The following is an 18,070-nucleotide window of genomic DNA, read 5'->3' as shown; positions in this document are numbered from 1 at the left end:
CCCCGCTGTGCCGCGCGTCACCGGACGGCGGCCCGCCGGTACGCCCAGGCGGCCACGGCCAGCGAGGCGACCCCGACCGCCGCGCAGACGGCCAGGTCACCGGCGACCAGCGCCCAGTCGGGGCGCGCGCCGAAGGTCCGCGCGAACGCCTCCACACCGTACGTCGAGGGCAGCAGGTCCCTCAGCAGCCGTACCGGGCCCGGCATCCGCCCGGCCGGCAGGACGCCCAGCAGCAGCGCGGCCGACATGCCCAGCTGGCCGAGGAGCGTGGCGATCTCGGGGCGCGGCGCGAGGAGCCCGAGCGCGGCGCCGAGCCCGGCGAGCGCGGCCCCGGCGAGCGGGATCACGGCGGCGAGCACCCACAGGTTCGTCAGCGGCAGCCCGAACAGCACGCCTCCGAAGGCGGCGGTCACCACGGTCCCGGGCACGGTGAAGGACGCGTACGCCGCGGCCGTGCCCAGCACCACGGCCGCGGGCGGCACCGGGAGCGTGGCGTAGTGGTCGAGGCCGCCGTTGCCGCGCAGCTGGCCGAAGTACTGGGCCAGCAGGTTCAGTCCGACGTACGCGACCACCAGCACCGCCGACCCGGACACCACGGAGCGGGCGTCGGGGCTGCCGGAGTCCACGACCCCGCGCATCATGATCAGGATGCCGACCGACTGGAAGGTCGCCACGAACAGCAGCGGGATGCGCGCCACGCGGGCGCGGGACAGCTGCGCCCGGTACACGGCGGCCAGGGACGGCCACAGCCGCGCCCGGGGGCCGAGTTCGGCGGCGGGCGGCCGGGCGGGGCCCCGGCCGCCGGCCGGTGCGGGGCCGGGCAGGACATCGGCGGACACGGCACTCACTTCGGTGTGTTCCTCCTCCGGCCGTTCACGCCTTCACCAGTCCCCGTCCGTCGCCGCCCAGGGCGAGGTAGACGTCCTCCAGGCTGGGCGTGGCGAGCGTGAAGTCGTCGAGGGCGGCGAAGGCGGCACCGCCGGTCACCGTGGCGACGGCGGCGCGGGCCTGCTCGGGGGCGAGCCGCAGGGTCCAGCGGCGCCCGGACTCGACGGCGCGCCCGCGCAGCTCGGCGACCTCGGGCACCTCCAGCGGCGGCTGCTCCCGCCACACGAGTTCGACCCGCACCTCGCCGGCGACGGCCTCCTTGAGCCCGGCGGGGGTGTCGCAGGCGATCACGCGGCCCCGGTCGATGACGGCGACGCGGTCGAGGACGGTCTCGGCCTCGATGACGTTGTGGGTGACCAGCAGGACGGTGGTGCCGTGCTCGGCGCGGCGCCGGTCGACGGCGGACCACACCGCGCGCCGGGCGACCGGGTCCATGCCGGTGGTGGGCTCGTCGAGGACGAGCAGCGGGCGTTCGCCGACGAGCGCGGCGGCGAAGCAGGCCAGTCTGCGCTGTCCGCCGGAGAGTTTCCGCAGGGCGCGGCCGGCGATCGGGGTGAGGCCGAGTTCGTCGAGCACGGCGTCGCGTTCGGCGCGGGCGCGGCGCAGATCCAGGCCGCGCAGCCGTCCGGTGGTCTCGACGGCGAGGGAGACGGTGAGCTCGTCGAGGGCGCCGGCCTCCTGGCCGAGGTAGGCGAGGATGCGGGCGGCGCGCTCGGGGTGGCGCACGATGTCGTGGCCGAGGATCTCGACGCTGCCCCGGTCGGGGCGCAGCAGGCCGGTCAGCTGGCGTACGAGGGTGGACTTGCCGGCGCCGTTGGGGCCGAGCAGTCCGAAGATCTCACCGCGCCGGATGTCGAGTTCGATCCCGTCGGTGGCCCGTACCTCGGGCGTGGCGGGAGTGCCGCGGCGGCCGCGCACCGCGGGGTAGGTCTTGCTCAGACCGCGCACCGCACACACGACCTCGGGGTCGTGCCGTGGTGCCTGTGGCGCGCGCGTACTCACAAGGCACGAGGGTACGGGGTCGGCCCCCTTTACCTGCCTTTGGGGCGCCTGTCGTCGGCGGGCGCCCCCGGGCCCGGAAAGGCCCGTTCAGCCGGGGTACGGCGGGGCGCCGCGATGCCGCCCGGCACCGGGGCGCGGGGCGGGTTCGCCCGATCGGAGGGGGTGAGAGTTCGGTCACCCCGGCGCCGCCCGGTGCGCACCCCCGCCGGGCCGCCGGGTTCACCGCCGCCGGGCCGTCCGGTTCACTCCGCCGCCGTGGCGTGTTCCGTCTCCGTACGGGCGTCGATCTCGCGCCAGAAGCCCGCCCGGATGGCGTAGCGGTCGTTCTCGTCGATCTGGTCGTCCTTGTGGGCGAGGAGGCCGAAGCGGGCGGCGTAGCGGAGGAGTTCGCCGTCGACGCGGTGCGGGATGCGGGGGTACATGCCGGAGAGCCGCTGGAGGTGGGTCTGGTCGCCGAGGCGGGCCATCCAGCGGCGGGCGAAGACCTGGCCGACCTCGTAGGAGTCGCCGCTGACGGCGGTGATGTCCTCCTCGCGGTCGGCCCAGCGCTGCTCGGCCGTGGTGAGCTGGGCGAGCGTGGGCATTCCGGCGGCCTCGGGGGACTCGGCGCCGGTGCCCGGCCGGTCCACCCAGCCCTTGTCGGAGGACCAGCGCAGGGTGGCGTTCGTGGGGTGCGGGGCGGCGGTGTGCGTACCGCCTGCGGCGCGCAGGGCGGCGAGGTCCTTGGGCGTGGGGACGCCCTTGGGTGCGGGGACCCGTTCGGGTGAGGCGGCCGCGGCGGGCCGGGGGCGGGTCTCCTCGGGGCGCCGTCGGGACGCCGGGGCGAGTGCGGTGTCGGGCAGCGGCGCGGAGAGGATCGCGGCGATCTCGGGCCGGGACTCGGCCGGCGGCGCGCAGGGGCCGGCGAGTTCCCTGGCGCGGACGGCCTTGGTGATCCACGTACGGTCCAGGACGCGGCGTTCGTCGGCCTCGGCGACCAGGTCCTCGGACTGGTTGTAGTCGCCGTCGGCGGCCTGGACGGCCCACAGGTGGACGGCGACGCCGTGTTCCTTGGCGGCCATCATGCCGGGCAGCAGATCGCCGTCGCCGGTGACGAGGACGACGTCGGAGCAGGCGCCGTTGCGGGCCAGCTCGGTGAGCTCGGCGTGCATCGCGGCGTCCACGCCCTTCTGCGCCCAGCGGCCGTCGCTGCGGGTGAGCGCGCCGAGCCGGACGGTGACCCGGGGCATCACGCGCAGCCTGCGGTGCTCGGGCTGCGGGACGCGGTCGGGGGCGCCGTCGAACCAGTAGATGCGCAGCAGCGGGCGTTCGGTGTCGGACTCGGCCTGTTCGCGCAGCTGCTGGACGAGGGCCGAGTGGTCCACGGCGATACGGGAACGGGAGGGTTCTCCGGCGAGGAGACTCGCGGCGGCCCCCAGCAGATACCCGGCGTCCACCAGGACGATGCAGCGGTCCACGCGTTCCACCCTCTTTCCCGGGAAGTGTGCTTCGGGTTTCCTTCGAGTCTGCCCGACGGCGCGGAGGTTAACGGCCCGAACTCGATCTTCGGCGTGGCGTTTCGGCGGCCGGCTCCACGACCAAGCGTGTCACACACGGTAATTGTCCGGCATGCGCCTCTTGTCGTCCTGTGTGAATCTGGTCGCGGTCCTGGCCCCCAGATCCCCCTCAGGAGGCAGATCACCATGGCCAAGAACAAGAACCGCAAGCAGCCGGCCGGCCCTCCGAACCGTGCCGCGCGCCCCGAACACGCCCATGAGCAGGCACAGCAGGACATGGCGGAGGAGCAGCAGGCGGCCGGTCCCCGAATACCGGGCAGCCCGGCGCATGCCGCCCGTAAGCAGCAGAAGCGCTTCGGTCACAACTGACGCCCGGCCGGGGCACGGTCGAGCGCGGGCCCGCGGGTCCGTCGCGGACGAGGGGCGCATCCCGTGCGGGGTGCGCCCCTCGTCACATCAGGTAGCCGGTGTCCGTTCCGGCGGACTCGGCACAGGGCCCGTCAGCCGGCCAGGCAGGACGGGCCGAGGAGGACCTTGAGGTCGCCGAAGAGCGCGGGGTCGGGCTTCACCCGGTGCCGGTCCAGGCGCAGGACCGTCGTCTTCGTGGGCCCCTGGAGCTTGATGCGGACCTCGCTGTCGCCCCGGTGGTTGCCGAGGATCTCGCCGAGGCGGCTGACCATCGGCGGGGTGACGCGGGTGGCCGCGATGGTGAGGACGACGGGCGCGTTGGTGCCCGCGGAGGACAGGTCGGGGACGGAGAGTTCCATCGCGACCAGCCGGGGCACGTCCTCGCGCTTGTCGAGGCGGCCCTTGACGAACACCACGGCGTCCTCGACGAGCTGGGTCGACACCAGCTGGTAGGTCGCGGGGAAGAACATGCACTCGATGGAGCCCGCGAGGTCCTCGACGGTGGCGATCGCCCAGGCGTTGCCCTGTTTGGTCATCTTGCGCTGGAGGCCGGAGATGATGCCGCCGATGGTGACGACCGCGCCGTCCGAGTGCTCGCCGCCGGTGAGCTGGGCGATGCCCGCGTCGGCCTTGTCGGACAGCACGTGCTCCAGACCGAAGAGGGGGTGGTCGGAGACGTAGAGGCCGAGCATCTCCCGTTCCTGGGCGAGGAGATAGGTCTTGTCCCACTCCTCGTCGGTGAAGACGACGTCGAGTCCGAAGCCGGGTTCGTCGTTCTGGGCCTCGCCCATGCCGCCGAAGAGGTCGAACTGGCCCTCGGCCTCCTTGCGCTTGACCGCGACCACGTTGTCGATCATCGGCTCGTACTGCGCGGTGAGGCCCTTGCGGGTGTGCCCCATGGTGTCGAAGGCGCCCGCCTTGATCAGGGACTCCGTGGTGCGCTTGTTGCAGACCACCGCCTCGACCTTGTCGAGGTAGTCGGGGAACGAGGAGTACTTGCCCTTGGACTTGCGGCTCCTGATGATCGACTCGACGACGTTGGTGCCGACGTTGCGCACCGCGGACAGGCCGAAGAGGATCACGTCGTCGCCCTGGGCGGAGAAGTTGGCGACCGACTCGTTGACGTTGGGCGGGAGGACCTTGATGCCCATGCGGCGGCATTCGTTGAGGTAGACCGCCGACTTGTCCTTGTCGTCCTTGACGGAGGTCAGCAGCCCGGCCATGTACTCGGCGGGGTGGTTGGCCTTCAGGTAGGCGGTCCAGTAGGAGACCAGGCCGTAGGCGGCCGAGTGCGCCTTGTTGAAGGCGTAGCCGGCGAACGGGACCAGCACGTCCCAGAGGGCCTGGATGGCCTCGTCGCTGTAGCCGTTCTTCTTGGCGCCGGCCTGGAAGATGGTGAAGTTCTTGGCCAGCTCGTCGGGCTTCTTCTTGCCCATCACACGGCGCAGGATGTCGGCCTCGCCGAGCGAGTAACCGGCGATGATCTGGGCGGCCTTCTGCACCTGCTCCTGGTAGACGATCAGGCCGTAGGTGACCGCCAGGACCTCTTCCAGCGGCTCCTCCAGCTCCGGGTGGATCGGGGTGATCTCCTGGAGCTTGTTCTTGCGGAGGGCGTAGTTGGTGTGCGAGTCCATGCCCATCGGGCCGGGACGGTAGAGCGCCGAGACGGCGGAGATGTCCTCGAAGTTGTCGGGCTTCATCAGGCGCAGCAGCGAGCGCATGGGGCCGCCGTCGAACTGGAAGACACCGAGCGTGTCGCCGCGCTGGAGCAGGTCGAAGGTCGTGGGGTCGTCCAGCGGCAGCGACAGCAGGTCGAGTTCGACGCCCTTGTTGGACTTCACCATCTTGACGGCGTCGTCCATGATCGTCAGGTTGCGCAGGCCGAGGAAGTCCATCTTCAGCAGGCCGAGCGACTCGCACTGCGGGTAGTCCCACTGGGTGATGGTCACACCGTCCGTGTGCCGCACCCAGACCGGGGCGTGGTCGACGATGGGCTCGCTGGACATGATGACGCCGGCGGCGTGCACGCCCATCTGCCGGACCAGGCCCTCGACGCCCTTGGCGGTGTCGATGACCTTCTTCACGTCCGGCTCGTTCTCGTACATCGAGCGGATCTCGCCCGCCTCGTTGTAGCGGGGGTGCGAGGGGTTGGTGATGCCGTCCAGGTCGATGCCCTTGCCGAGGACGTCGGCGGGCATCGCCTTGGTGAGGCGGTCGCCCATGGCGTACGGGTAGCCCAGCACGCGCGCGGAGTCCTTGATCGCGTTCTTGGCCTTGATCTTGCCGTACGTGCCGATCATGGCGACCTTGTCGGCGCCGTACTTCTCCGTCACGTACCGGATCACCTCGACGCGCCGGCGCTCGTCGAAGTCGATGTCGACGTCGGGCATGGAGATGCGCTCGGGGTTGAGGAACCGCTCGAAGATCAGACCGTGCGGGATGGGGTCGAGGTCGGTGATGCCCATGGCGTACGCGACGATCGAGCCGGCGGCGGAGCCCCGGCCGGGGCCGACGGCGATGCCGTTGTTCTTGGCCCACATGATGAAGTCGGCGACGACGAGGAAGTAGCCCGGGAACCCCATCGAGATGATGACGTCCATCTCGTAGTCGGCCTGCTTCTGGCGGTCCTCGGGGATGCCGCCGGGGAAGCGGCGCTCCATGCCGCGGCGTACCTCCTCCTTGAACCAGCTGACCTCGGTGTAGCCCTCGGGGATCTCGAACTTGGGCATCAGGTCGCGCTTGACGAACATGCCCTCGGTGTCGACCATCTCGGCGATCAGGAGCGTGTTGCGGCAGCCCTCCTGCCAGGCGTCGGAGGAGTCGATCGCGTACATCTCGTCGGCGGACTTCAGGTAGTAGCCGGTTCCGTCGAACTTGAAGCGGTCCGGGTCGGAGAGGTTCTTGCCGGTCTGGATGCACAGCAGCGCGTCGTGCGCGGTCGCCTCGTGCGCGTACGTGTAGTGCGAGTCGTTGGTGACCAGCGGGGGGATGCCGAGCTTCTTGCCGATCTCCAGGAGCCCCTCGCGGACCCGGTGCTCGATGTCGATGCCGTGGTCCATCAGTTCCAGGAAGTAGCGGTCCTTGCCGAAGATGTCCCGGTAGTCGGCGGCCGCCTTGAGGGCCTCGTCGAAGTGGCCGAGGCGCAGCCGGGTCTGGACCTCGCCGGAGGGGCAGCCGGTGGAGGCGACGATGCCCTCGGACCACTGGGAGATGGTCTCCTTGTCCATCCGGGGCCACTTCTGCAGCCAGCCCTCGGCGTACGCGTCGGAGGACAGCCGGAAGAGGTTGTGCAGCCCCTTGGCGTCGACCGCCCACATCGTCTTGTGGGTGTAACCGCCGGAGCCGGAGATGTCGTCGCGCTTCTGGTGCGGCTGGCCCCACAGGATCTTGCGCTTGTTGCGCCGGGACTCGGGGGCGACGTACGCCTCGATCCCGATGATCGGGGTGACCCCGGCCTTCTCGGCGGAGTGGAAGAAGTCGTACGCCCCGTGCAGGTTGCCGTGGTCGGACATCGCGATGTGCGTCATGCCCATCTCGTTGCACGCGTTGAACATGTCCTTGAGCCGCGCGGCACCGTCCAGCAGCGAGTACTGGGTGTGGACGTGCAGGTGCGTGAACGGCGCTTTCGACACGGGTACGGCCTCCAGGGAAACTGGCGTCGACGGTCTTCCGACCGGCTGCGGACGGTCCGGGGGACAGCGTCGAAGTCTATGCCCCGGTACTGACGCGCGAGGGCGCGCGACGCGTACCTTCGTGCGGGGCGGCGGGCACTCGCGCGGCCCCTCGCCCGTTGAAGGCGGCAGGCGCCGCCGTACGTGGTTCCGCACCTGCCCGCGCGTCCCCGTACGTCTGCACGTCCACGCACCGTTCCCGCACCAGGAGGCACCTCTCGATGTCGGTTCCCCAGCTCAGCGACGAGCAGCGCGGCGAGGAGATCCTCGCCGTCTTCGACACCGCCTTCGGCGAGCTCCTGGCCGCCGACCCGGCCGCGTTCCGGGTGAAGTTCCGGAAGATGGCGGCCTCGGCGTTCGCGTTCTACCGGGGCACGGCCTGCCTCTTCTACCACGACCTGGCCGCGGAGAAGCGCGGCGGCCCGTACCTGGACGAGCGCACCTCGCGCGTGTGGATCCACGGTGACCTGCACGCCGAGAACTTCGGCACGTACATGGACTCCAACGGACGGCTGGTCTTCAACGTCAACGACTTCGACGAGGCGTACGTCGGCCCCTTCACCTGGGACCTGAAGCGCTTCGCGGCGTCGGTCGCGCTCGTCGGGTACGCGAAGGCGCTCAGCGACGAGCAGATCACCGGGCTGGTCGCGGTGTACGCGGCGGCCTACCGGGAGCGGATCCACGCGCTGGCGACCGGTGCCAAGGACGACGAGGTGCCGCCCTTCACGCTGGACACCGCGCAGGGCCCGCTGCTGGGCGCGCTGCGGGTCGCCCGCTCGCTGACCCGCTTCGAACTGCTGGACTCGATGACGGAGATCCGTGACTTCGAGCGCCGCTTCGCGCCGGGCGGCGGCTCCATCGAGCTGGACGCGGCCACCCGCTACAAGGTGCTCGCGGCCTTCGACGGCTATCTGGAGACGCTGCCGGAGACGTCGCTGGCCCACCCGGACTCCTACCGGGTCAAGGACGTGGTGGGGCGGCGCGGCATCGGCATCGGCTCGGCCGGTCTGCCGTCGTACAACATCCTGCTGGAGGGCCACAGCGACGCCCTGGAGAACGACGTCGTCATCTACATCAAGCAGGCCCAGACCCCGGCCGTCTCGCGGCACGTCACCGACCAGGCGATCCGGGACTACTTCCGGCACGAGGGCCACCGCACGGTGATCTCGCAGCGCGCCCTGCAGGCGCACGCCGACCCGTGGCTGGGCTGGACCGAGCTGGACGGCGCGGGGCAGCTGGTCGCCGAGGTGTCGCCGTACGCGGTGGACCTGGACTGGGGCGACATCGACGACCTGGAGGAGATCGCGGCGGTCGTCGCCGACCTGGGGCGTGCCACGGCCACCATGCATGCGGCGGCGGACGACACCTCCGGCGAGTCCCTGGTGCCGTTCTCCACCGAGCGGGCCATCGACGCGGCGATCGCGGCCGACGAGGACGGCTTCGCGGGCCTGCTGACCGGCTTCGCGCACGACTACGGCGCCCGCGCGCGGGCCGACCACCAGATCTTCGTCGACCTGTTCCGCAACGGCAGGATCCCGGGCCTGTAGCCGGCCGCGGTCCCTGCGGGGGCTTCCCGCGGGGGCCTCCCGCAGGGGCTTTCCGCGTGGCGTAAAAGACACCCGTTCACAGGGAGCCTTTAGGAGTCCCTTAACGCAGGACGTGACACACTGCTCTGCGCGATGGACTTCACCGGGAACCGACTCAGAGCCGCGCGCGCGGCGCTGTTCACGGCTGTCGTCGTGACCCTCGGCACCGCGTCGCACGTCCTGCTGTCCCGGGTTCCCCTGCCGCTCAACACGGTGGCCGCCGTCGCGGCCGCCGTGTTCGTGCTCGCCTATCTCCTGGCGGGCCGGGAGCGCGGTTTCGCCGCGATCGCCGCCGCGCTGATCCCGCTGGAGCTGGCCGCCGACACCGTCTTCACCACCGGCCAGACGGTCTGCTACGGCAGGGCGGGCGGTCCGGTGGCGGGCCCGCTGCGCTCCGTCGGCTTCGACGTCCTGTGCGGCGACGGCAGCCATGTCGGCGACCCGCTGACCCGGGTGGCGGGCACCGGCGGCGACCGGTTCGCGGCGCTGCTCTCCCACAGCGGCCCGGCGACCCCCTGGCTGCTGCTGGGCGCGCACCTCTGCGTGGGCCTGGTCGCCGCCGCCTGGCTGCACCGCGGCGAGCGGGCGGTGGCCCGGCTCCTGCGGGCGGCGGCCGCGACGACCTTCCGGCCGCTGCTGCTGGCCGTCACCGCCGTCACGGTGCGGTCCGCCCCCGAGGCGCCCCGGCCGCCCCGCCCCGCCCCGCGGACGCCCCCCGTCCGTGAGCTGCTCACCGCGCACTCCCCCGGACGGCGCGGACCGCCCTGCCCGGTCGCCGTCGCCTGACCGGCGGCACGGCATCCGAGCACCGGCAGTCCCCCGCACACTTCCCGCGTGCCCCAGGCGCGCGCCCCGGACGGAGATCACCAGCATGAGCCAGCGGAACAGCCAGCAGCACAAGGTCGCGGCCCGTGAGCGGCTGCGCATCGAGCGCGAGAAGCAGGCCAGGAAGGACAAGGTCCGGCGGCAGCTCATCGTGGGCGCCTCGATCGTCGCCGTACTGGCGGCGGCCGGCGGCATCGGCTACGCCGTCGTCCAGAACAACAAGCCCAGTTACTGGGAGGGCCTGAAGGACGCCAAGGTCACCGCGCCCGCGAACACCACGGGCAAGGACGGCACCACCGTGGTGATCGGCAAGAGCACCGCCAAGAAGACCCTCAAGGTGTACGAGGACCCGCGCTGCCCGGTCTGCTCCGAGTTCGAGCAGGCCATCGGCAAGACCGTGGAACAGGACATCACCGACGGGAAGTTCAAGTTCCAGTTCGTCGGCGGTGTCTTCCTCGACGGCAACACCAACGGCGAGGGCTCCAAGAACGCCATGAGCGCCCTCGGCGCCGCGCTCAACGTCAGTCCCCAGGCGTTCCTCGACTTCAAGTACGCGATGTACTCGGCCAAGTTCCACCCCGAGGAGACGAACGACAAGTTCAAGGACGACGCCTATCTCATCAAGATCGGCGACACCGTCCCCGCCCTCAAGAACAACGCCACGTTCCAGGACGCCGTGAAGAACGGCACGTACGACGCCTGGGCGGTCGCCATGGGGAAGGCGTTCGACAACAACAAGGACAACGTGACGGGCACCCCCACCCTCGTCATGGACGGCAAGAAGGTCAGCACCTCCGACGGCAACCCGCCGATGACGGTGGCCGACTTCGACTCCGTCGTCGGCGCGGCGCTCAAGGCCTGAGCCGGACGGTGCCCCGGCCCCCGTGGCCGGGGCACCACGGCGTCCCGCGGCCGGCGGGCTACAGGGAGTCCAGGAAGCCGAGCGCCACCCGCCAGGTGGCCTCGGCGGCCTCCGCGTCGTGGTCCGGCAGGTCCGGGTCGGTGTAGAGGTGGCCGGCCCCCGGATAGCGGTAGACCTCCACGTCCGCGCCCGCCCGGCCCATCTGGAGATACCAGGCGCTCAGCCAGTCGTCCGTCTCGAACGCGTCCGGTTCCGCGACATGCAGCTGCACCGGCAGGCCGTCCACCGACGCGTTCGGCGCGAGGTCCGAGGTGCCGTGCAGGAGCAGCAGCCCGCGCGCCCGCTCGTCGCCGAGCGCCAGGGTCTGCGCGATCGCGGCGCCGAGCGAGAACCCGGCGTACACCAGACCGCGTTCGGAGTAAGGCGCGGCGGCCAGCACGGCCTTCCTCAGCAGTTCGTCCTTGCCGGTCTCCTCCCGGAAGGCCTGGGCCGCCTCCATGTCCTCGAAGGTGCGCCCGTCGAACAGGTCCGGCGTCCACACCTCGTGCCCCGCGGCACGCAACCGGTCGGCCGCCGCGCGCACGGCGGGCCTGAGGCCGTAGATCGAGTGGAAGAGCATGATGTTCATGAGGCCATGGTGCCAGCCGGGTACGACATCGCCGGGCGAGGTGTGCGACCGGGTGTGAGGAAACCGGCATGTTCGAGCACCGCCCGGGCCGGTCAGGCGCGAAGGCATGGAGAACGTACTGCGTCCACTGATCGTGGTCGGCGGCTCGGTCGTGCTCACCGTCCTGATCGGGTGGGCGACCGACTTCCTGCTGCGCAAGGCCGACGACCGGCACCGCGAGACCCCGCTGTGGGGGCTGCTGCGCCGTGCCCGTGTGCCCTACCAACTGGTCCTGTGCGCAGGCCTGCTGAGGGGCTCGTACGACCAGGCGAAGCTGTTCCAGGACCACCGTGTCGGCATCGGCCGGACGCTGACCCTGGTTCTGATCGGCTCCGCCGCCTGGCTGGTGATCCGGATCACGGCCGCGATCGTCGAGTCGTCGTACGCCCGTTACGCCCATTCCCGCGCCCGGCGCGATCCGGCGCGGGTCCGCCGGGTGCGCACCCAGGTGTCGCTGATCATGCGGGTGGTCGCGGCGGTCGTCGGCGTGATGGCGGCGGCCGCGATGCTGCTGACGTTCCCGGCGATGCGGGCCGCCGGCGCCTCGCTGCTGGCCTCCGCCGGGATCCTCGGCATCGTCGCCGGCGTCGCCGCCCAGTCCACGCTCGGCAACCTGTTCGCGGGACTCCAGATCGCGTTCGGCGACATGGTGCGGCTCGGCGACACCGTGGTGGTGGACGGCGAGTGGGGCATCGTCGACGAGATCACGCTGACGTATCTGACGGTACGGACCTGGGACGACCGGCGGATCACCATGCCGGTGTCGTACTTCACCTCGAAGCCGTTCGAGAACTGGTCGCGGGGCACCCCGCAGATGACCGGGATCGTCTACTGGCACCTCGACCACACCGCGCCGGTGGAGGAGATGCGGGGCAAGTTGCGCGACATCCTGCGGCAGTGCCCGGCGTGGGACGGGCGGGACTACGGCATCGCCGTCACCGACACCACGCCGAACACCGTCCAGGTGCGGGCGCTGGTGACGGCGAAGGACGCGGACGACGTCTGGACGGTGCGGGTCACCGTGCGGGAGCGGATGCTGCGGTGGCTGTGCGAGGAGCATCCTCATGCGCTGCCCCGGGTGAACACGGCGGACGCGGTGCCGCCTCCGGCGCGGCCGGCGATCTCCCGGAACGGGGTGGCCCACCGGCTCCACGAGCCCCCGCGTACCGGCCGCGGCTGACCGTCCGGCCGTTCGCCGGTGGCGTTCTCCGCCCCCGCCGCCCCTTCCCGTTCCCGTCCCGGGGGCTGCCGCCCCCGGCCCCCCGCTTCGGCCCTGGACGGGCCTCGTCCTCAAACGCCGGACGGGCTGGAGGAGGCGGGGGCGTCAGCGGAGGCTGCGTACGTCCAGGTGGCGGAGGACCCGGTCGACCACCTCCGGATCGGCCCCCGCCTCACTGCGTGCGGCCAGCACCTCGTGCCGTGCCGCGCTCAGCAGCTCCCCCTGGATGCGCCGCACCCGCCTGAGCCGCCGCACACGCTGCTCGTGTCCTTCCCGGCGTTCCTCCCCGCCCATCCCGGGATTGATCCGCACCCCGATCTCGTAGGCCTGCCGGTGCATCCGCTCGGCCAGTTCCTCCGGCAGGTCCTCGCTCTCCTCGATCTCCCGCAGCCGCCGCTTGGCCGCCCCCGCCGCCCGCAGGGCCAGTTCCTTCTCGAACTCCTGCTCCCGCTCGGTGTCGGCCCGCACGCCCAGCCGCCGTACCAGCCACGGCAGGGTCAGCCCCTGCAGCAGCAGGGTGCCCATGATGACCCCGAAGGCGATGAAGACGATCTCCTCCCGGTCCGGGAAGGGCGCGCCGGCGTCGGTCCTCAGCGGGACGGCCAGGGCCAGCGCCACCGAGGCCACCCCGCGCATCCCCGCCCACCACATGACGACGGTCTCGTGCCAGCTCAGCGGGATGTCCTCGTCGTGGTCCCGGCGCGCGTGCAGCCGTTTGGTGAGCCAGGTGGCCGGCAGCAGCCACATCAGCCGGACCAGGACGACCACGCCCAGCACCGCCCCGGCCCAGCCCAGCAGTTCGCCCCACCGCCCGGACGCGGTCCTGATCGCGTTGTGCATCTCCAGGCCGATCAGCCCGAAGGCGACACCGGTGACCAGGGTGTCGACGATGTCCCAGAAGGTGTGTCCGGCGAGCCGGGTCAGCACGTCGTCCGCGTCGAGGGCGTACTCGGCGAGGAACAGCGCCGTGGTGAGCACGGCGAGCACCCCGGAGCCGTGCAGTTCCTCCGCGAGGACGTACGAGGCGTACGGCACCAGCAGGGTGAGACCGATCTGGAGGGTGGTGTCGCCGAGCAGGTCGAGCAGCCGGTTGGAACCCCAGCCGAGCACCAGCCCGACCGCGAGGGCGACCACCGCGGACAGCACCAGGTCGAGTCCGGCCCGCCAGGCGGAGAAGCTGCCGCTGACGGCCGCGGCGATCGCCACGTGGTAGAGCACGATCGCGGTGACGTCGTTGAACAGGCCCTCGCCCTCCAGGATCGACACCAGCCGGCGCGGCAGCCCGAGCTGCCCGGCGACGGCGGTCGCCGCGACCGGGTCGGGTGGGGCGATCAGTGCGCCGAGCGCCACGGCGGCGGCGACCGGCAGTCCGGGCACGATCGAGTGGGCGACGGCGGCCACGGTCAGCGTGGTGACGAAGACCAGCGCCACGGCGAGCAGGAAGATCGGCCGTCTGTTGGCCGTGAACTGCCGCCACGAGGTGCGCCGGACCGCCGCGTACAGCAGCGGGGGCAGCAGCAGCGGCAGGATCAGTCCGGGCGGGATGTCGACGTTCGGTACGAAGTCGAGCACCGCGAGGACGATCCCGAGCAGGGTCATCAGCACCGGTGCCGGAAGTCCGAACCGGTCCCCGACCGGCACGCTCACCACGGCCCCCAGCAGCAGCACGAACAGGAGGGCCAGCTGGTCCACGGTCAGCGCTCCGGCGGTTCGGAAGATCGTACGGCGGATCTCCAGCCTGCCACGACCGCCGTCCGACCGGCCCGTCCGGCCGTCCTCCGGCCGACCCGCCCCCGGGTCCGGCGGCCGTGGTCAGAGCGTGCGGCGCATGCCCTGGTGCGGGATGCCCGCCTCCTCGTACTCCGGGCCGTACGCCGTGTAGCCGAGCCGCTCGTAGAAGCCCAGCGCGTGCGTCTGCGCGTGCAGGTCCAGCGTCGTGACGCCGCGCGCGCGGGCCGCGTCCTCGATGGCCCGCACCAGCGCGACGCCGACGCCGAGACCGCGCGCGGGGCGGGCCACGGCGAGCCGGCCGAGCAGTCCGAGGGACGGGTCGCCGCCGGTCGGCTCCGCCGCTCCGGGGCCGTGCAGCAGGCGGCCGGTGCCGAGCGGCTCGCCGTCCTCGCGGACCGCGAGGACGTGCAGCGCCACCGTGTCGTGGACGTCGTACTCCAGGTCCTCGGGAACGCCCTGCTCGCCGACGAAGACCTCCTTGCGGACCGCGAAGCACGCCTCCCGGTCGGCGGGGTCCTCGGCGACCCGCACGGTGTACGCGGCCCCGCGGCTCATGCGTAGGTCTCCTCGCGGACCTGGTCCAGGGCGCTCTGGAGGTCGTCGGGGTAGTCGCTGACGAACTCGGCCCACTCGCCGTCCCCGGGGTGCTCGAAGCCCAGGCGCACGGCGTGCAGCCACTGCCGGGTGAGGCCGAGGCGCCGGGCGAGGGTCGGGTCGGCGCCGTAGGTCAGGTCACCGACGCAGGGATGGCGGTGGGCGGCCATGTGGACGCGGATCTGGTGGGTGCGGCCGGTCTCCAGCTTGATGTCGAGCAGGGAGGCGGCGCGGAACGCCTCGACGAGGTCGTAGTGCGTGACGGACGGCTTGCCGTCCGCGGTGACCGCCCACTTGTAGTCGTGCTGCGGGTGGCGGCCGATGGGCGCGTCGATGGTGCCGCTGGTGGGGTCGGGGTGGCCCTGGACGAGCGCGTGGTAGCGCTTGTCGACCGTGCGCTCCTTGAACTGGCGCTTGAGGGAGGTGTACGCGTACTCCGACTTGGCGACGACCATCAGGCCGGACGTGCCGACGTCGAGGCGGTGCACGACGCCCTGGCGTTCGGCGGCGCCGGAGGTGGAGATCCGGTACCCGGCGGCGGCCAGGCCGCCGATCACGGTCGGGCCGCTCCAGCCGGGGCTGGGGTGCGCGGCCACGCCGACCGGTTTGACGATCACGACCACGTCGGCGTCGTCGTGCACGATCTCCATGCCCTCGACCGGCTCGGCCACCACCTGCACCGGCGCGGGGGCCTGCGGCATCTCGACCTCCAGCCAGGCGCCGCCGCGGACCCGTTCGGACTTGCCGACGACCGAGCCGTCGACCTGCACCTTGCCCGCCCCGGCCAGCTCGGCCGCCTTGGTGCGGGAGAAGCCGAACATGCGGGAGATGGCGGCGTCGACGCGCTCGCCCTCCAGGCCGTCGGGCACGGGCAGGGTACGGATCTCGGGAAGCGTGCTCACCCGTCGAGTATGCCGGACGGGCCGGACAGCCCCGTACGCGCGCCCGCCCGGGGGTGTGCGCCGCCGGGCGCCGCCGTCACGGCCGCGGCCGGGCCGCCGTCAGTCGTGGTGGACGCTGCCGTCCGGGTCCAGGCCGCGGAAGGACAGCAGGACGATCAGGATGCCGCCGCACACGATCGCGGAGTCGGCCAGGTTGAACACCGCGAAGCCCTTGGGCGCGATGAAGTCGACGACCTGGCCCTCGAACACGCCCGGGGAGCGGAAGACCCGGTCCGTGAGGTTGCCGAGGGCGCCGCCGAGCAGCAGCCCGAGCGCGATCGCCCAGGGCGTGCTGTAGAGCTTGCGGGCCAGCCGGATGATCACCACGATCACCGCCGCCGCGATCACCGTGAAGATCACGGTGAACGCCTGGCCGAAGCCGAAGGCCGCGCCGGGGTTGCGGATCGCGTTGAACTCCAGCCAGTCACCGGCGACCTCGACCGGCGCGTGGTGCTCCAGTTTCGCGACCACGAGCATCTTGCTGATCAGGTCGAGCGCGTACGCGAAGGAGGCGACCACGAACAGGACGGCGATCCGGCGCCTGCCCCGGGACCGTCCGGGCGAGGATTCCCGCTGGTCCGCGCCGGGCGCGGCGGGGACACCGGGTGTCCGGCCGACCGCCGTCGGCTCGCCGCTGTGGTCCGGGATGCCCGGCGTACCGATGATGCGCTCCGCCTCTGCCACGTGAGTCCCTCAACCTTAGGTGCCTGCCTGAGGACGAGGGTACGGCACAGGCCACCGGACCGCCGTGCTCAGGCGGCCTCCACGGCCCCGGGTGCGCCCCGCCGCCCGCGGAGACCCCGGCCCGGCGGTCCGGCACCGCCCCGCACGTCCTCCCGGAGGCGCGGCACCGGTAGCGGCACTAGTAGCGGCGCTCCTGCTTCTGCTTGCACTCCACGCACAGGGTGGCGCGCGGGAACGCCTGCATACGGGCCTTGCCGATGGCGTTGCCGCAGTTCTCGCACAGGCCGTACGTGCCGGTGTCCAGCCGGTCCAGGGCCCGCTCGGTCTGCAGGAGCATCTCGCGCGCGTTGGCGGCCAGCGCCAGTTCGTGCTCGCGCGTGATGTTCTTGGTGCCGGTGTCGGCCTGGTCGTCGCCCGCGCCGTCGCCGGAGTCCCGCATCAGGCCCGCCACGGACGCCTCGGACGTGGCGATCTCGGTCCGCAGCCGCTCGTCCTCGGACAGCAGCTCGGTGCGGGCCTCCTCCACCTCCTCCGGGGTCCAGGGGTCCTCGCCGGGGCGCACCGGCAGATCGCCCGGATCCGCGGCCGCGGCGATCCGCGCCTTGGGTACGGCGCTGTCCGCCGCCGTGGCCGTACCAGGAGTCTTCTTCGCAACCACAGTCGTGGCTCCCGTCTGCTCCGCGGCCTGCGCCGCGACCGCTTTCTTGGCCGTGCTCTTCCCGCCCGTGCCCTTCCCGGCACCGGCCCGCGCGGCGGCGGCCGGTTCGTGCACCGCCTTCCCCGCGGCCTTCCCGCCGGCCTTCCCGCCGCCCGGTGCCGGCTTCCCGGCGGCGGCTTCGGCCGCGGTCCCGGCGGCGGCCCGCTCCGCCGGTCCCGTCCTCCCCGCGGTCTCCCCGGTCCCCGCCGTCCCCGTCCCCGTCACCTCCGTCCTCGCCGCTGTCTTCCTACCCACCGCCCGGCCCGCGGCAGCCCTCCCGGCCGCGTTCTTCGTACCGGCGGCCCTCGTGCCTTCCGCGCCCCCGTCCACCGCGCCCCGCGTGCTGTTCTTCGCCACCATGGCCGCGGCCCCTTCGCCTCTGTGATCACGCACGCAAATCGTGCTGGGACGATAAATCGACTCGAGTCCCGCGGCAACGGGGCACACCGCCCGATTCGCCCGCCTCGCACGTGCCGTGCGGCCGGATGCATCCGTTGTGCCCAGCTCCCCGCCCGGTAATCCGTCCTGCCGGCCGTCCCCCGGATCCGAACCCCCCTGCCTGGCCGTTCGGGGCATGCCGGCGGCCCGCGCCCGGCCCGCGCCCGGTTCCGGAAATCCGGTCGGTCGCCGCGCGTGGGGCGCCGTACACTGGGCGGAGCGAAAAGCGTGGATGGGGACGAGTAGCGGCGTACGCAGCCCAGAGCGACCCGGGGACGGTGGGAGCCCGGGGGCGAGCGCGCGGCGAAGATCACCCCGGAGCCGCCGGAAGAAAGCCGCAGCACTCCAGCGACGGCGAGTA

15 protein-coding genes are annotated in these 18,070 nt (G+C 72.2%); 5 read left to right on the top strand and 10 right to left on the bottom strand.

What is annotated here, in order from left to right:
• Positions 1-17 precede the first annotated feature (17 nt).
• The 3 genes from ABZ862_RS09350 to ABZ862_RS09340 form a co-directional block, all read right to left on the bottom strand.
• A complete protein-coding gene (locus tag ABZ862_RS09350; protein ID WP_360954875.1) occupies positions 18-848 on the bottom strand; it encodes an ABC transporter permease in 831 nt (276 codons plus the stop codon).
• Positions 849-873: 25 nt separating this feature from the next.
• Positions 874-1,845, bottom strand: a complete 972-nt coding sequence (locus tag ABZ862_RS09345) for an ABC transporter ATP-binding protein (RefSeq protein ID WP_360955501.1) — start codon at positions 1,843-1,845, stop codon at positions 874-876.
• Positions 1,846-2,132: 287 nt separating this feature from the next.
• Positions 2,133-3,347, bottom strand: coding sequence for an NYN domain-containing protein (locus tag ABZ862_RS09340; protein WP_360954872.1), 1,215 nt, complete (start codon positions 3,345-3,347; stop codon positions 2,133-2,135).
• Positions 3,348-3,572: 225 nt separating this feature from the next.
• On the opposite strand from ABZ862_RS09340, the gene ABZ862_RS09335 reads away from it, so the two are divergent.
• Positions 3,573-3,755, top strand: coding sequence for a hypothetical protein (locus ABZ862_RS09335; RefSeq protein ID WP_360954869.1), 183 nt, complete (start codon positions 3,573-3,575; stop codon positions 3,753-3,755).
• A gap of 131 nt (positions 3,756-3,886) precedes the next feature.
• Here the strand turns inward: ABZ862_RS09335 and dnaE are convergent, their stop codons facing one another.
• Positions 3,887-7,426, bottom strand: a complete 3,540-nt coding sequence (gene dnaE, locus ABZ862_RS09330; RefSeq protein ID WP_360954866.1) for a DNA polymerase III subunit alpha — start codon at positions 7,424-7,426, stop codon at positions 3,887-3,889.
• A gap of 260 nt (positions 7,427-7,686) precedes the next feature.
• Between dnaE and ABZ862_RS09325 the strand changes: the two genes are divergently transcribed.
• The 3 genes from ABZ862_RS09325 (at position 7,687) to ABZ862_RS09315 (ending at position 10,738) form a co-directional block, all read left to right on the top strand.
• The gene (locus ABZ862_RS09325; RefSeq protein WP_360954863.1) at positions 7,687-9,012 is read left to right on the top strand and encodes a DUF2252 domain-containing protein; all 1,326 of its coding nucleotides are present in this window, start codon (positions 7,687-7,689) and stop codon (positions 9,010-9,012) included.
• A 132-nt stretch (positions 9,013-9,144) separates the two neighbouring features.
• On the top strand, positions 9,145-9,837 hold the full coding sequence (locus tag ABZ862_RS09320) for a hypothetical protein (RefSeq protein ID WP_360954860.1): 693 nt from the start codon (positions 9,145-9,147) through the stop codon (positions 9,835-9,837).
• An 85-nt stretch (positions 9,838-9,922) separates the two neighbouring features.
• The gene (locus tag ABZ862_RS09315) at positions 9,923-10,738 is read left to right on the top strand and encodes a thioredoxin domain-containing protein (protein WP_360954857.1); all 816 of its coding nucleotides are present in this window, start codon (positions 9,923-9,925) and stop codon (positions 10,736-10,738) included.
• 58 nt (positions 10,739-10,796) lie between these two features.
• Here the strand turns inward: ABZ862_RS09315 and ABZ862_RS09310 are convergent, their stop codons facing one another.
• Positions 10,797-11,366, bottom strand: a complete 570-nt coding sequence (locus ABZ862_RS09310; protein ID WP_360954854.1) for a dienelactone hydrolase family protein — start codon at positions 11,364-11,366, stop codon at positions 10,797-10,799.
• Positions 11,367-11,472: 106 nt separating this feature from the next.
• On the opposite strand from ABZ862_RS09310, the gene ABZ862_RS09305 reads away from it, so the two are divergent.
• Positions 11,473-12,585: a mechanosensitive ion channel domain-containing protein gene (locus ABZ862_RS09305; protein ID WP_360954851.1), complete on the top strand. Its 1,113-nt coding sequence runs from the start codon at positions 11,473-11,475 to the stop codon at positions 12,583-12,585.
• A 144-nt stretch (positions 12,586-12,729) separates the two neighbouring features.
• On the opposite strand, the gene ABZ862_RS09300 is transcribed toward ABZ862_RS09305, so the two are convergent.
• The 5 genes from ABZ862_RS09300 to ABZ862_RS09280 form a co-directional block, all read right to left on the bottom strand.
• Positions 12,730-14,316: a Na+/H+ antiporter gene (locus ABZ862_RS09300; RefSeq protein WP_360954847.1), complete on the bottom strand. Its 1,587-nt coding sequence runs from the start codon at positions 14,314-14,316 to the stop codon at positions 12,730-12,732.
• A 120-nt stretch (positions 14,317-14,436) separates the two neighbouring features.
• A complete protein-coding gene (locus ABZ862_RS09295) occupies positions 14,437-14,910 on the bottom strand; it encodes a GNAT family N-acetyltransferase (RefSeq protein ID WP_360954844.1) in 474 nt (157 codons plus the stop codon).
• Positions 14,907-15,851 (bottom strand): RluA family pseudouridine synthase, encoded by a 945-nt coding sequence (locus ABZ862_RS09290; RefSeq protein WP_360954841.1) that lies wholly within the window; start codon positions 15,849-15,851, stop codon positions 14,907-14,909. The genes ABZ862_RS09295 and ABZ862_RS09290 overlap by 4 nt, the downstream gene beginning before the upstream one ends.
• A gap of 99 nt (positions 15,852-15,950) precedes the next feature.
• The gene (lspA, locus tag ABZ862_RS09285; protein WP_360954838.1) at positions 15,951-16,574 is read right to left on the bottom strand and encodes a signal peptidase II; all 624 of its coding nucleotides are present in this window, start codon (positions 16,572-16,574) and stop codon (positions 15,951-15,953) included.
• 178 nt (positions 16,575-16,752) lie between these two features.
• Entirely contained in the window at positions 16,753-17,631 is an 879-nt protein-coding gene (locus ABZ862_RS09280; protein ID WP_360954835.1) for a TraR/DksA family transcriptional regulator, read from the bottom strand.
• Between the last annotated feature and the right edge of the window lie 439 nt (positions 17,632-18,070).

Source organism: Streptomyces sp. NPDC047000 (assembly GCF_040644295.1).
GTDB lineage: Bacteria > Actinomycetota > Actinomycetes > Streptomycetales > Streptomycetaceae > Streptomyces.
The sequence above is the reverse complement of the archived record's forward strand: the minus strand, read 5'-3'. Positions and strand labels throughout refer to the sequence as shown.